We start from the raw sequence: 13516 nt of genomic DNA, 5'->3' as shown, positions 1-13516 counted from the left end.
CTTCCCGCCGCCGCTCACCGGGCTCAGGACAGGGCGTGCCGCACTTCGCCGGCCTTCGGGTCGGGAGTGTCCACGGTCAGCAACGGATTGATGAACAGCGACGCCACCGCGCCAACGCCCAGCAACGCCCCCGAGATCATGAACGGCAGGTCATAGCTGCCGGTCCGCTCGATCAGGTAGCCGAACACCACCGGCGACACCATGCCGGCCAGCCCGAAGCCGGTGTTCATCATGCCGCCGGCGGTGCCGGCGTACTTGCCGGCAATGTCCAGCGGCAGGCTCCACAGCACGGCATTGGTCAGCTCCAGGAAGAAGAACGACAGCGACAGCAGGATCACCGCGTTGACGGCATCGGCCGTGAAGGTCATCGGCGCGATGAACATCAGCGAGCCGGCCAGCCCGACGAACAGGATCGCGCCGCGCGCCAGGCGCAGGTTGCCGGTGCGCCGGTAGATGCGGTCCGACAGCACGCCGCCGAGGGTGTCGCCGACCACCCCCGCCATCAGCGGCAGCGCGGTGAACAGCGCCAGCTGCTTCAGGTCGAAGCCGCGCGCTTCCTTCAGGTACGACGGCAGCCAGGTCAGGTAGACCCACAGCGACCAGCCGTAGCAGAAGTCGACGAAGGTCACCAGCCACATGCGGCGGAACAGCCGGCGCCACGGCGTGGGTGCCTTGGCCGCCTGCTGCGAATCGCCGCGCCGGTAGCCGATCTCCTGCAGTTCTTCCGGCGTGACCCGCTTGTGCTTGTCGGGCGAGTCCTTGAACGTCAGCGCGTACAGCACGGTCCAGCCCAGGCTCACCGCACCCAGCACGACGAAGGCCTCGCGCCATCCCGCCGCGGCGACGATGGCCAGCACGATCGGCGGCGTGATCGCACCGCCCAGCCGCGCGAAGCTGTGCGTAATGCCTTGCGCGAAGCCGCGTTCGGCCACCGGCATCCAGTAGGTGAAAGCGCGCGTGGCGGTCGGAAACGCGCCGCCTTCGCCGATGCCCAGCACGAAGCGCAGCGCCACCAGCATCATCACGCTGCCGGCAAAGCCGGTCAGCACCGTGGCCACGCCCCAGATCAGCGACAGCACGATCAGCACCTTTTTGGGCCCGAACTTGTCGGACATCCAGCCGCCCAGGATCTGCATGGCGGCATAGGGATAGGCAAAGGCCGAGAACACCAGCCCCAGCTGCGAGGACGTCAGCCCCATCTCCTCGCGGATCAGCGGGGCGGCAACCGAGATGTTGACGCGGTCGATATAGGCGATGAAGTACATCAAACACATGACGCCGAGGATCATGTGCCGGGTCTTGATGCGTTGCTGCATAACCACCTCCTATGCGCGGCGGGCGCGCGTGGCGTTGACGGGGCGGCGGCCGGCGCGTGGTCCATTGCCATGCGCTTGCGGCTCGCCGGAGCGCGCCAGCGATAAGTCCTGGCTGCGCTGCCCCGTCCTTGAGCAAACAGCTGTGTGTCTCTGTGCGTGTCTCCGGATGTCGTGGTAGCGGGGTGAGCGGGCTCCTTGGCGAAAGTTGGGGGAAGGGATGGGGTGTCAGCTCATGCAGGGTCCAGCAGCTTCAGCCGCTGCACCTTGCCGGAGGGCCCGCGCGGCAATTCCGCGATGAAGCGGAATTCCCGGGGCGTCTTGTAGCGGCCCAGCTCGCGCAGGCAGTGCGCGCGCAGCGCCGCGTCGTCGCAGGCCACGGCTTCGCGCCTGACGATGAAGGCGACGATCTCCTGCCCGTAGGCCGGGTCGGGCACGCCCACCGCCGCCGCTTCCAGCACGCCCGGATGGCGCAGCAGCGCTTCGTCGATCTCGCGCGGGGCGATGTTCTCGCCGCCCTTGATGATCAGTTCCTTGGCGCGGCCGGTGATGTAGAAGTAGCCCTCCGCATCGCGGTAGCCGAGGTCGCCGGTGCGCAGCCAACCGTCGGGCGTGAAGGCTTCGCGCGTGACCTCGGGCGCCTTGTAGTAGCCCGCCATCACGCTCTCGCCTTGCAGCACGATCTCGCCGATCTCGCCGTCGGGCAGCGGTCGCCCGTCGTGCCCCAGCACGCGAGCCTGCGTGCCGGAGGGCCGGCCGATGCTGCCGATGCGCCGCTGCTGCGGATCGAGCGGATTGCTGAACGCCGGCGCCGCGGTCTCGGTCATGCCCATGGTCTCGATCACGCCGATGCCGAAGCGCTGCTCGAACGCGCGGTGGTGCTCCGGCGGCAACGCGGCGGAAGCGGAGCGGCAGAAGCGCACGCCGGCCGGCGCACGGCCATCGGGATCGTTGAGCAGGTAGGCGATGATGGTCGGAACCACGTTGAGCCAGGTGCAGCCGTGGCGGGCAATGTCGTGCCAGAACGCACTGGCCGAGAAGCGCATCGGCATCACCACTGAGCCGCCATGTGCCAGCGGCGCGATCGCGGTCACCACCAGCCCATTGATGTGATACAGCGGCAGCGTGGCCAGCACGCGATCGCCCGCGCCGAGCGCATGCTCGCGGCTGACGCTGGCGCCGTTGGCGGCGAGGTTGCGGTGGGTCAGCAACACGCCCTTGGGTGTGCCCGTGGTGCCGGAGGTGTACATCAGCAGCGCCGGATGATGCGGCTGCGGTGGCGGAAGCGGAGCGGCACCGGGCTGCACTACCGGCAGCGCGGGCAGGGCGGTGTCGTCGGGCGCGGTGACCACCACTGGCACTTCCACGCCGGCTTCGGCCAGCGCCGTGCGGATCGCGGCTTCGCCTTCGGAGGAAGTGAAGACCAGCCGCGTGTCCGCGTGCCCGAGGATGTAGCGCAGCTGCGCGGGCTGGCACAGCAGGTTGATCGGATTGGCCACCAGCCCGCAGGCCATGGTGCCGAGCAGCAGCCGCGCGGTCTGCTCGCCGTTGGGCAGGTACACCGACACCGTCTGGCCGCTGCCGAGGCCGGCCTCGGCGTAGCGGCGGCCGAGCGCATCCGCGTCGGCGGCCAGGTCGCCGAAGCTGAGCGCGCGGCCGCTGTCGGGAGACAGCAGGTAGGCCTTGTCGGAAGCTTGCGCGGCACGGGCGGCCAGCAGCGTGGCCACGGTGTCGAGCACTTCGGGGCGGATGCGCGCGTTCATTGGCCGACCCTCGCGAAGTAGTCGCCCAGCAGCTCGCGCTCGTCGGGCACGCATTCGGCGATCGGTTCGGCGATGCGGGTGATGTTGAGGTATTGCCGCCAGCCGAGGTTGTCCGAAAAGTTGTTGCCGCCCCAGGTGCCGCAGCCCATCGACAGCGAGAACGGCAGGCCGTTGTCGAAATTGCCGCCGGTGGCGAAACAGTGCGCCTGGTTCACGATCACGCGCGCCACCGGCAGTTCCTGCCCGAGTTGCAGCGCCTGCCGCGGATCGGCCGTATGCAGCCCGACCGAGTGGCCCGCGCCCATGTAGTCGTAGAGGCTCGCCACGCGCGCCACGGCGGCGTTGTAATCGGCGGCGCGATAGAGCGTGAGCACCGGCGAGAGCTTTTCGCCGGAGAAGGGATAGTCGCTGCCGACGCCGGTCTCAGGCACCAGCAGCATGGTCGGCTGCAGCGCACGCACGCGCGCCAGGCCCGCCAGCTCGGCAATGCGCGGCGCGCTCTGGCCGGTCATGTCGCCGGCGAGCTTGCCGTGCCGCCACATCAGCGCCTGCAGCCGCGCCTTTTCCTCGGCGGTGAGCAGCACGCCGCCGACGGCGGCAAGCGCTTCGAGCATGGGCTGGTAGACCGCGTCGAGGATCACCAGGCTGTTCTCCGACGAGCAGCTGGTGGCGTTGTCGAAGGTCTTGGAGCGGACGATCTTTGCGGCCGCATCGCCCAACGCCGCGCTGGCATCGACGATGGCGGCCACGTTGCCCGCGCCGACGCCGAACGCCGGCGTGCCGCAGGTGTAGGCCATGCGCACGTTCGCCTGCGAGCCGGTGGCCACCACCAGGTCGGCCTGGCGCATCAGTTCGGCGGTCGAGGCCTTCGACACCGGCGCGGGCAGCATCTGCACCAGGTCGGCGGGCAGGCCGGCGCGCGCGAACTCGGCGTGGATGAACGACAGCAGCAGCTCGCATGTGCCCTGTCCCTTGGGAGAGGGCGCGACCACCACGCTGTTGCCGCACTTGAGCGCGTTGATGATCTTGTTGGCCGGCGTTGCCCCGGGGTTGGTCGACGGCGTGATCGCGGCGACCACGCCGACCGGCCGCGCGATCTCGGTGATGCCGGTGGCGGCGTCACGCGCGATCACGCCGACGGTCTTGCGTCCGTGCAGGTCGCGCAGCAGGCCCAGCGTCTTGCGATGGTTCTTGCGGATCTTGTCGTCGACGTTGCCAAGGCCGGTGTCGGCCACGGCCCGCTCGGCCAGTTGGCGGTTGCGCGCGGGCTCCATGATGGCCCACGCGGCGGCGGCCGCGGCGGTGTCGACGATGGCCTGGCCGGCACGCGCGAACGCGCGCTGCGCCTGCCGGGCGCGCGCCACGATCGCATCGACCTGGTCTTCCGGCACGGGCACATCGGTGGAATGGGACTGCTGGCGCTGCAGTATCTGCACACTCATGGATCGGCTCCGGGGTTGGGTCAGGTAGGTCCGCCGCGGCGGCCCCGAGTCGAATCTAGTGAACCCAAACCGGCATGCCGTCCCAATTTGTGCGCTTTCGCGAGCACGGCTGCGGGTTGCATCCGGTAGTGCAGATTTCGGGACGCCAACGCGTCCCGGAATCCGCTAAATTGCATCCATGAGTAATCACTCGAACGCCGCCGCGGTGCGCGCCTTCCGCATCCTGGAGATCCTGTCCGCCGCCGACGGGCCCATGCCGCTGTGCGCCATCGTTGAGGAAATCGGACTGCCCAAGCAGACCGTGCACCGCATCCTCAAGCAGCTGGAAAGCACCTGGCTGGTGTCGCGCACGGCGGGCAGCCCCGGCTATGAATGTTCGTCACGCGTGCGCCAGCTCGCGGTCAATGTGCTGATGCAGGCGGGGCCGGCCGCGGCGCGGCACGCGATCCTGCAGCAACTGGTCGACAAGGTCGGCGAGACCTGCAACCTGACCATGCTGTCGGGCGACGACGTGGTTTATCTGGACCGGGTCGAAACGCAATGGCCGCTGCGCATGCACCTGCAGCCGGGCTCGCGTGTGCCGCTGCATTGCACCGCCAGCGGGAAGCTGCTGCTGGCCTTTCTGCCGAACGCGCAGCGCGAACGCCTGGTGGCCAACCTGCCGCTGCGCGCGCATTCGGCGCGTACCATCACCGACGCCGCGGCACTGCACGCGGAGCTGGCCGAGACGCGGCGGCGGCGCCTGGGCATCAACAACCAGGAAAACCTAGAGGGGATGATTGCGGTGGCGGTGCCGGTGATGCGCAACCGCAGCCGCGCCTGCGCGGCGATCGCGGTGCAGGCGCCGCTGGCGCGGATGACGATGGACCGGCTGATGGGATTCGTGCCCGACCTGCGCATGGCGGCGGACGCGATGGTGAAGACGTTTGGGGAGTAGACCGCGCTGCGGTGGTTTGCTCCCCTCTCACGCTTGCGGGAGAGGGAGAACACCTTGCTCAGGCTTGCTCGGGCTGCTTGGGAGCACCCAAAACCGCTCGCTCTTGCTTGGGTTTCAAACCGCCGGCGCCGTCGGCTCGACGCCCGGCGGCGTCACGTTGAAGCAACCGCGGTACGTCGCATAGAACGAGCAATACAAGATCGCCAGCATCAGCAGCGAATACGGCGTCACCAGGAACGACAGCACCGTCTCCGCCCCGAACGCGCTGAATACCGCCTCCAGGATAAACGGGATCGCCACCAGCAGCATCGCGAACAGCACGATATAGGTGAAGAACGCCCCGCGATTGCGCCAGCACGCGGTCCAGCTGAAGAACAGCGCCTTGACCGGTGGTACCCCGTGCCAGGCCGCCAGCAGCGGCGCGAACCAGAACATCATCGCGATCGGCGTGTACAGCAGCGCGCCGATCATCATTGCGTAGTAGAGCTGCCGCACCGCTTCGGCCGAGGGCGCTTCTTCCTTCAGCACGATCGGCACCAGCGCGCTCATGTCGACCACCGCGCCGGCGATCAGCCCCAGCATGAACACCAGCCCGGCGTAGATGCCGCCCAGAACCAGCAGGTTGCGCGTGGCTTCCTTGCCGTTGGCGCGAAAGCCCGCCAGCAGCACGGTGGGCAGCACGCGCTTGTTCTGGATCACGTCGCGGCACGCGGTCATTACGCCGACCGACAGGCCCGGCGTGACCACCAGCAGCGCGATGATGCCGATCAGCGGCACCACGATGGCCAGCTGCGCGGCGATCAGGTAGACGAACAGCAGCATCAGGAAAGTCAGCGGATTCTTGCGGAACAGCCAGATACCTTGGCGGAACCAGACGTAGCCTTCCTTGGCAGGAACTTCCAGTAGTTGCATGACGGATCAGATCCAGGGGAGCGGGCGCGCGGGACTGGTGTCCAGGCGCCGGCGCAGGATGCGTTCGAAATGAGTGGGATCGTGCGGCTGCAGCATGTCGGCCTCGCGCGGCAGGTAGAAGTCCCACAGCCGCGACACCCAGAAGCGCAGCGCGCCCGCGCGCAGCATGTCCTGCCAGTGCGCGGCCTCGGTGTCGCTCAGCGGCCTGACCGCATGATAAGCGCGCAGCATTGCCTGCGCCCGCGCGTGGTCGAGTTCGCCGCTGGCCAGGTCGATGCACCAGTCGTTGACGGTGACCGCCAGGTCGAACAGCCACTTGTCGTTGCCGGCGAAATAGAAGTCGAAGAAGCCGCCCAGACGGTGGCGTCCGCTGCCGTCTTCCTCGAACAGCACGTTGTCGCGGAACAGGTCGCAATGGCACGGGCCTTCGCCCAGGCTGGCGTAGTCGGCGCTGGCGAAGAACGCCGCCTGGTGCGCGATTTCCTGTTGCAGCAGGGTACGCTGGCCGGCGTCGAGGAAAGGCAGGATCTCGGGCTCGGTCTGCTGCCACCAGGCCAGGCTGCGCAGGTTGGGCTGGCGGCGCGGGTAGTCCTGGCCGGCCAGGTGCATGCGCGCCAGCATGTCGCCGACTTCGGCGCAGTGCTGCGCGTCCGGCGCCAGCTGCGAGGCGCCGGGCAGGCGCGTGACGATGGTGGCGGGCTTGCCCTTGAGCGGGCGCAGGATCTCGCCGTCGCGCGCCGGGATCGGCGCCGGCACGCGGATGCCGCGCTCGGCCAGGTGCGCCATCAGGTGCAGGTAATAGGGCAGCTGCGCGAACGACAGGCGCTCGAAGATGGTCAGCACGTACTGGCGTGCCTGGCCATCCTGCTCCATGGTAAGGAAGAAATTGCTGTTCTCGATGCCCGAGGCGATGCCGCGCAGTTCGCGCACTTCGCCAAGGTCGAAATCAAGCAGCCAGCTGGCGATCTCGTCCTGCGAGACCGTGGTGAATACGGCCATACTCGTTGTGTGAAGCGAATCGGAAAGCGGCGGCAAAACCAGGGCCGCCGCCGCGGCATGACTGCCGGAGGGCCGGCGCGGCCCGCTTACGCCGGGCCGTGGGTCAGCGTCCCGCCGCCGCTGCGGCAGGGCGCTTGCGTGGTCAGAATTTCAGGTTGACCGATGGTACGCGGTTGACATCGTGCTCGCGGATGCGCGGCGAGCTGTCTTCCGGCTTGCTCATCTCGTACTTGGTGCCGAAGCCGGACTTGACCTGGATATCGGTGGCGCGGCCCTTGTCGCGGTACTCGCGCACCTGCGTGCCGTCGCGCTCGTTGAGCTGGAAGCTCGGCTGGCGCGGCTGGTTCAGCTGCGTCTTGGCTGCCGGCGCGATCGGCTGGTTGTTGATCTGGTTCAGTTCCTGCTGCGACAGTGCGCTGCTTTCCTGGTTGCCCTGGGCCAGCACGGGCGCCGCCAGCGCAAATGTGGCGGCAGCCGCGGCCAGCAGGCGCAGGCCCGCGGGCAGGGGGTCGTCGGACCGGGCAGAACGGCACGACCGGGTGGAACGGGAGGTCATCAGGGGCTCCTGTGCGGCGTCGCGGCGCCCCAAGGGCAATAAGGGGCGGCGGGCGACGCCGCGGCATGCGGCGGTTGGCTGCAACCCGGCGGCGCCGGGCTTGGCAGAACGGACAGGTTCCATTCTAGCAATTCTGCCGTGCCCGGAGGCCGGGCCGTGCCCCGCGGCGCACCCGCGCAACGGCAGGAGTGCCTGACGCGTGGCTTGCGGCGCAAGCCGGCCGGGCCCAGGCCCGGCGGCGCGCTTACAGGTAGAACATCTCTTCCTTGGGCGGGATCGGCTTGTCGCCGCCACGGCGCTCGTAGTAGTCGTAGACCGCTTCGAGTACTTCATGCGGCTCGTCGACGATCTTCATCAGGTCGAGGTCGTGCTCGGCGATCAGGCCCATCGGCAGCAGCGTGAAGCGGAACCAGTCGAGCAGGCCCTTCCAGAAGCGGCTGCCGAACATGACCACCGGCACCGAGCGCGACTTGCCGGTCTGCACCAGCGTCAGCACCTCGGCCAGCTCGTCCAGCGTGCCGAAGCCGCCCGGCATCACGATAAAGGCGTCGGAGTTCTTGACGAAGGTGACCTTGCGCGTGAAGAAGTGGCGGAAGCGCATGGCAATGTCCTGGTACGGATTGCCCTGCTGCTCGTGCGGCAGTTCGATGTTCAGGCCCACGCTGGCAGACTTGCCGGCGTGCGCGCCCTTGTTGGCCGCTTCCATGATGCCGGGGCCGCCGCCCGAGATGACGGCGAAGCCGGCATCGGAGAACAGCCGCGCGATCTCGATGGTGCGCTGGTAGTAGGGCGAATCCTCGCGCAGGCGCGCGCTGCCGTAGATCGACACGGCCGGGCGGATCTCCGAGAGGTACTCGGTCGCCTCGATGAACTCTGCCATAATCGTGAACATTTGCCACGATGCGCGCGCCTTCTTCGCGGTCGCGCGGTCTTCGTCGGCCAGCGCACGCAGGCTGGGGATCATCTTGCGCGGATTGGCACGCGCCGCGGCGGCGGCGGCTTTTTCTGCGGCCACTTCAGGCGGATGGCCAGCGGCGGCGGCATCGGCCGCGGCGGCTACGGCTGCGGCGTGTTCGGACGCTGCCTCCGGCGGGGGTTGTACGGTATCGCCGGAGATATCGGATACATCCGGATCAGCAAGGGGGGCGGTCGAAGCACCGCCCGCAGCGGCACCAGTCAATTTTGAGTCCATGGGAATGTCGGATAGTCCAAAAACACTCTTGCTCGTCGACGGATCGAGCTATCTGTATCGCGCTTATCACGCTCTGCCGGACCTGAGGAATGGAGAGGGCCTGCCCACAGGGGCAATCTACGGCATGATCAACATGCTGCGCAAGCTGCGCAACGATTACCCGGCAGAGTATAGCGCCTGCGTGTTCGACGCAAAGGGCAAGACCTTCCGCGACGACATGTATCCGGCCTACAAGGAACACCGCCCGTCCATGCCGGAAGACCTGGCCCGCCAGATCGAGCCGATCCACGAGGCCGTGCGCGCGCTGGGCTGGCCGATCGTGGTGGTCGACGGCGTCGAGGCCGACGACGTGATCGGCACGCTGTCGCGCCAGGCCACCGAGCAGGGCGTGCGTACGGTTGTATCCACCGGCGACAAGGACCTGGCGCAGCTGGTCAACGACCAGGTCACGCTGGTCAACACCATGAGCGGCGAAGTGCTCGATCCCCCGGGCGTGGCGGCCAAGTTCGGCGTGCCGCCGGAGCGCATCATCGACTACCTGTCGCTGATCGGCGATGCGGTCGACAACGTCCCCGGCGTGCCCAAGGTCGGCCCCAAGACCGCGGTCAAATGGCTGTCCGAGCATGGCTCGCTCGACGGCGTGATGGCCGCCGCGCCGGGCATGAAGGGCGTGGTCGGCGAAAACCTGCGCAATACGCTCGACTGGCTGCCAATGGCGCGCAAGCTGGTCACGGTCAAGACCGACTGCGACCTGAGCAAGGCGGTGGCGGATTTCCACGCGCTGCGCGAGACCGGCGAGGACAAGGACAAGCTGGTCGAATTCTTCCAGCGCTACGGTTTCAAGACCTGGCTGCGCGAAGCCACGGGAGAACGCTTACCTGACGCGCGCGCGCAGGCCCGCGCCCGCGCGGCCGCGGCGCCGGTGCCGGCGCAGGGCGGCCTGTTCGATGCGCCGGCGGCGGCCACCGGCAATGTGGTCCAGGCAACGGAAGAGAGCGCGCCCACCGAGATCCGCCACGAGACGGTCACCACGCAGGGCATGCTGGAAGACTGGATGCGGCGCATCGAGGCCGCGCCGCTGGTGGCGATCGATACCGAGACCGATTCGCTCGATCCCATGCAGGCGCAGCTGGTGGGCATCTCGTTGTCGGCGACGCCGGGCGAAGCCTGCTACATCCCCGTGGCGCACCGCGGCCCGGACGTGGCCGGCCTGCCCGAGCACGGGCAGCTCTCGCGTGAATTCGTGCTGGAGCGCATGCGCGCCTGGCTCGAGGACGCCAGCCGCCCCAAGCTCGGCCAGAACCTGAAATACGACATCCACGTCTTCGCCAACCACGGCGTGACGCTGCGCGGCGTGGCGCACGACACCATGCTGCAGAGCTACGTGCTGGCCTCGCACCGCAACCACGGCATGGACAGCCTGGCCGAGCGGCTGCTCAACCTGAAGACCATCACCTACGAAGAGGTGTGTGGCAAGGGCGCCGGCCAGATCGGCTTCGACCAGATCGACCTGGCGCGCGCCACCGAGTACGCCGCCGAAGACGCCGACGTGACGCTGCGCCTGCATCGCAAGATGTTTCCGCAGGTGGAAGCGGCCGCAGGGTTGCGCCGCGTGTATGAAGAGATCGAGATGCCGGTCTCGGTGGTGCTGCAGAAGATCGAGCGCAACGGCGTGCTGATCGACGCCGAACGCCTGGCCGCGCAGAGCGCCGAGCTGGGCCAGCGCATGCTGGCGCTGGAGCAGTCCGCGTACGAGGCCGCGGGCCAGCCGTTCAACCTGGGCTCGCCCAAGCAGATCGGCGAGATCCTGTTCAACCAGATGAAGCTGCCGGTGGTGAAGAAGACCGCCAGCGGCGCGCCGTCGACCGACGAAGAGGTGCTGCAGAAGCTGGCCGAGGACTACCCCCTGCCCAAGCTGCTGCTCGACTACCGCGGCCTGGCCAAGCTCAAGTCCACCTACACCGACAAGCTGCCCAGGATGGTCAATGCGCGCACCGGCCGCGTGCACACCAGCTACGGGCAGGCCACCGCGGTGACGGGCCGGCTGGCATCGACCGAGCCCAACCTGCAGAACATCCCGGTGCGCACCGAGGAAGGCCGCCGCATCCGCGAAGCCTTTATCGCCGAGCCGGGCAGCGTGATCGTGTCGGCCGACTATTCGCAGATCGAGCTGCGCATCATGGCCCATATCTCCGGCGACGAGAACCTGCTGCGCGCCTTCGCCAACGGCGAGGACATCCATCGTGCCACCGCCGCCGAGATCTTCGGCGTGGAGCGCGACGCGGTCGGCAGCGAGCAGCGCCGCTATGCCAAGGTCATCAACTTTGGCCTGATCTATGGCATGAGCGCGTTCGGGCTGGCCAGCAACCTGGGCATCGAACGCGACGCGGCCAAGCACTATATCGACCGCTACTTCATGCGCTACCCCGGCGTGGCGCACTACATGGAAGAAACCCGGCAGACCGCGCGCGAGCAGGGCTATGTCGAGACCGTGTTCGGCCGCCGGCTGTGGCTGCCCGATATCAACGGCGGCAGTGGCCCGCGCCGCCAGGCCGCCGAGCGCGCCGCCATCAATGCGCCGATGCAGGGCACGGCCGCCGACCTGATCAAGCTGTCGATGATCGCGGTACAGGGCTGGCTGGAGCGCGACGGGCTGCAGACGCGCCAGATCATGCAGGTGCACGATGAACTGGTGCTGGAAGTGCCCGAGCATGAGCTGGAACTGGTGAAGGCGCGCCTGCCGGAGCTGATGTGCACGGTGGCGCAGTTGCGCGTGCCGCTGGTGGCCGAGGTGGGCAGCGGCGCCAACTGGGAAGAAGCGCACTGAAAGCGCAATGAAGTTGAGCTGACAACCCTCCCCCGCGTTTGCATGGCGGTATCGATTGAAGCGACTGCTGAGTCGTGTTATGCGGCTTGCCATGCATGCTGCAATGCAGCAGACTGTGGCCATGCCTCAGGCACGGATTTCACAATACGCACGGGTAGACCATGACAGAAGCAAAGGCGCACCGCATCGTTGTCGTCGGCGGCGGGGCAGGAGGGCTGGAACTGGTAACCAGGCTCGGCGACAAGCTTGGCAGGAAGGGAACGGCGCAGGTGGTCCTGGTGGACCGCTTGCCTACCCACATCTGGAAACCGCTGCTGCATGAAGTTGCCGCCGGCAGCATGGATCCCAACACGCACCAGCTCGAATACGCGGCGCAGGCGCGCTGGCACCATTTCGAGTTCCAGCAGGGCGAGCTGACCGGCATCGACCGCGCGCGCAAGACCATCGCCGTATCTGCCTGCAATGACCAGGACGGCGCCGAGCTGCTGCCCGCGCGCGAGTTGCCGTATGACACGCTGGTGCTGGCGATCGGCTGCGTCACGCATTTCTTCGGCGTGCCGGGCGCCGCCGAGAACGCCATCGCGCTCGATACCGTGGCGCAGGCCGAACGCTTCCGCAAGCGCCTGATCGCCGCCTGCGTGCGTGCGCAGAACGGGCGCGGGCGCATCGGCGAGGACGGCCGTCCGCGCGTTGACGTGGCCATCATCGGGGCCGGCGCCACCGGCGTCGAACTGTCGGCGGAGCTGCGCAACACCGCGCACGTGCTCAGCGCCTATGGCCTGCACCGCCTCGACCCGCGCCGCGACGTGCGCATCCACGTGGTCGAGGCCGGCCCGCGCATCCTGCCGGCGCTGTCGGAGCGCGTCTCGGCCGAGACCGCCAAGCTGCTGAAGAAGCTCGATGTCGATGTCTTTACCAGCGAGCGCGTGACCGAGGTCACGCCGCAGGCCGTGCTGACCGCCAGCGGCAAGACCATCGATGCCGACCTGACGGTGTGGGCCGCGGGCATTACCGCGCCGCAGGTGCTGGCCACGCTGGGCCTGCCGACCAGCCGCCAGGGGCAGATCGTGGTCGGCCCGACGCTGCAGAGCGAGGGCGATCCCGACATCTTTGCCTTCGGCGACTGCGCCAGCTGCCCGTGGCCGGAGAAGCAGACCTCGGTGCCGCCGCGCGCGCAGGCGGCGCACCAGCAGGCGACCTTCCTCTACCAGGCGCTGTGCGCGCGGCTCGAAGGCAAGCCGCTGCCGTCGTTCGCTTTCAAGGATTTTGGCTCGCTGGTGTCGCTGGGGCACTTCAGCGCGGTGGGCAGCCTGATGGGCGGGCTGATCGGCGGCTCGATGTTTATCGAAGGGCTGATGGCGCGCGTCATGTACACCTCGCTATACCGGATGCACGTGATGGCGCTGCACGGCGCGGTCGGCATGGCGCTGGACACCGTGTCGCACTGGCTGCGCAGCAAGACCAGCCCGCGGGTGAAGCTGCACTGAGGCAGCACTGGGAACATCGTGCAGGCATGAGCACGAAGCGTCATGTCTGCTTAGAATCGGTGGCTGGCGATTTTTGGCGCGCCAGCCA

At 68.1% G+C, this 13516-nt stretch carries 10 protein-coding genes; 3 read left to right on the top strand and 7 right to left on the bottom strand.

The features are described 5' to 3' along the window. Positions 1-23: 23 nt before the first annotated feature. From E0W60_RS23000 to sauS, 3 genes are all read right to left on the bottom strand, one after another. On the bottom strand, positions 24-1316 hold the full coding sequence (locus tag E0W60_RS23000; protein ID WP_135705649.1) for an MFS transporter: 1293 nt from the start codon (positions 1314-1316) through the stop codon (positions 24-26). Positions 1317-1546: 230 nt separating this feature from the next. Then, positions 1547-3076 (bottom strand): acyl--CoA ligase, encoded by a 1530-nt coding sequence (locus E0W60_RS22995; RefSeq protein ID WP_135705647.1) that lies wholly within the window; start codon positions 3074-3076, stop codon positions 1547-1549. Continuing rightward, on the bottom strand, positions 3073-4518 hold the full coding sequence (gene sauS / locus E0W60_RS22990) for an acylating sulfoacetaldehyde dehydrogenase (RefSeq protein WP_135705646.1): 1446 nt from the start codon (positions 4516-4518) through the stop codon (positions 3073-3075). Before sauS ends, E0W60_RS22995 begins: the two co-directional genes overlap by 4 nt. A 178-nt stretch (positions 4519-4696) precedes the next feature. Between sauS and E0W60_RS22985 the strand changes: the two genes are divergently transcribed. After that, the gene (locus E0W60_RS22985) at positions 4697-5455 is read left to right on the top strand and encodes an IclR family transcriptional regulator (RefSeq protein ID WP_135705645.1); all 759 of its coding nucleotides are present in this window, start codon (positions 4697-4699) and stop codon (positions 5453-5455) included. Positions 5456-5569: 114 nt separating this feature from the next. Here E0W60_RS22985 and E0W60_RS22980 read toward each other — a convergent pair whose 3' ends face one another. The 4 genes from E0W60_RS22980 to E0W60_RS22965 all read right to left on the bottom strand — a co-directional run bounded on the left by E0W60_RS22980 (position 5570) and on the right by E0W60_RS22965 (position 9114). After that, entirely contained in the window at positions 5570-6367 is a 798-nt protein-coding gene (locus tag E0W60_RS22980; protein ID WP_133097418.1) for a BPSS1780 family membrane protein, read from the bottom strand. Between the two features lie 6 nt (positions 6368-6373). Continuing rightward, positions 6374-7366 (bottom strand): homoserine kinase, encoded by a 993-nt coding sequence (locus E0W60_RS22975; RefSeq protein ID WP_133097419.1) that lies wholly within the window; start codon positions 7364-7366, stop codon positions 6374-6376. Between the two features lie 142 nt (positions 7367-7508). Continuing rightward, positions 7509-7922, bottom strand: coding sequence for a hypothetical protein (locus E0W60_RS22970; protein ID WP_133097420.1), 414 nt, complete (start codon positions 7920-7922; stop codon positions 7509-7511). Positions 7923-8166: 244 nt separating this feature from the next. After that, on the bottom strand, positions 8167-9114 hold the full coding sequence (locus E0W60_RS22965) for a TIGR00730 family Rossman fold protein (RefSeq protein ID WP_232353319.1): 948 nt from the start codon (positions 9112-9114) through the stop codon (positions 8167-8169). A gap of 4 nt (positions 9115-9118) precedes the next feature. Between E0W60_RS22965 and polA the strand changes: the two genes are divergently transcribed. Together polA and E0W60_RS22955 are read left to right on the top strand one after the other, a co-directional pair. After that, a complete protein-coding gene (polA, locus tag E0W60_RS22960; RefSeq protein ID WP_135705644.1) occupies positions 9119-11941 on the top strand; it encodes a DNA polymerase I in 2823 nt (940 codons plus the stop codon). Between the two features lie 161 nt (positions 11942-12102). Next, positions 12103-13428 carry an NAD(P)/FAD-dependent oxidoreductase gene (locus tag E0W60_RS22955; RefSeq protein ID WP_135705643.1) on the top strand — a complete coding sequence of 442 codons (1326 nt, stop codon included), beginning with the start codon at positions 12103-12105 and terminating at the stop codon, positions 13426-13428. Positions 13429-13516 lie beyond the last annotated feature (88 nt).

This window comes from Cupriavidus oxalaticus (assembly GCF_004768545.1).
GTDB lineage: Bacteria > Pseudomonadota > Gammaproteobacteria > Burkholderiales > Burkholderiaceae > Cupriavidus > Cupriavidus oxalaticus_A.
The sequence above is the reverse complement of the archived record's forward strand: the minus strand, read 5'-3'. Positions and strand labels throughout refer to the sequence as shown.

Coding starts and splice junctions, on each gene's coding strand:
- E0W60_RS23000 (WP_135705649.1), bottom strand. CDS start 1,316: ATGCAGCAACGCATCAAGACCCGGCACATGATCCTCGGCGTCATGTGT.
- E0W60_RS22995 (WP_135705647.1), bottom strand. CDS start 3,076: ATGAACGCGCGCATCCGCCCCGAAGTGCTCGACACCGTGGCCACGCTG.
- sauS (WP_135705646.1), bottom strand. CDS start 4,518: ATGAGTGTGCAGATACTGCAGCGCCAGCAGTCCCATTCCACCGATGTG.
- E0W60_RS22985 (WP_135705645.1), top strand. CDS start 4,697: ATGAGTAATCACTCGAACGCCGCCGCGGTGCGCGCCTTCCGCATCCTG.
- E0W60_RS22980 (WP_133097418.1), bottom strand. CDS start 6,367: ATGCAACTACTGGAAGTTCCTGCCAAGGAAGGCTACGTCTGGTTCCGC.
- E0W60_RS22975 (WP_133097419.1), bottom strand. CDS start 7,366: ATGGCCGTATTCACCACGGTCTCGCAGGACGAGATCGCCAGCTGGCTG.
- E0W60_RS22970 (WP_133097420.1), bottom strand. CDS start 7,922: ATGACCTCCCGTTCCACCCGGTCGTGCCGTTCTGCCCGGTCCGACGAC.
- E0W60_RS22965 (WP_232353319.1), bottom strand. CDS start 9,114: ATGGACTCAAAATTGACTGGTGCCGCTGCGGGCGGTGCTTCGACCGCC.
- polA (WP_135705644.1), top strand. CDS start 9,119: ATGTCGGATAGTCCAAAAACACTCTTGCTCGTCGACGGATCGAGCTAT.
- E0W60_RS22955 (WP_135705643.1), top strand. CDS start 12,103: ATGACAGAAGCAAAGGCGCACCGCATCGTTGTCGTCGGCGGCGGGGCA.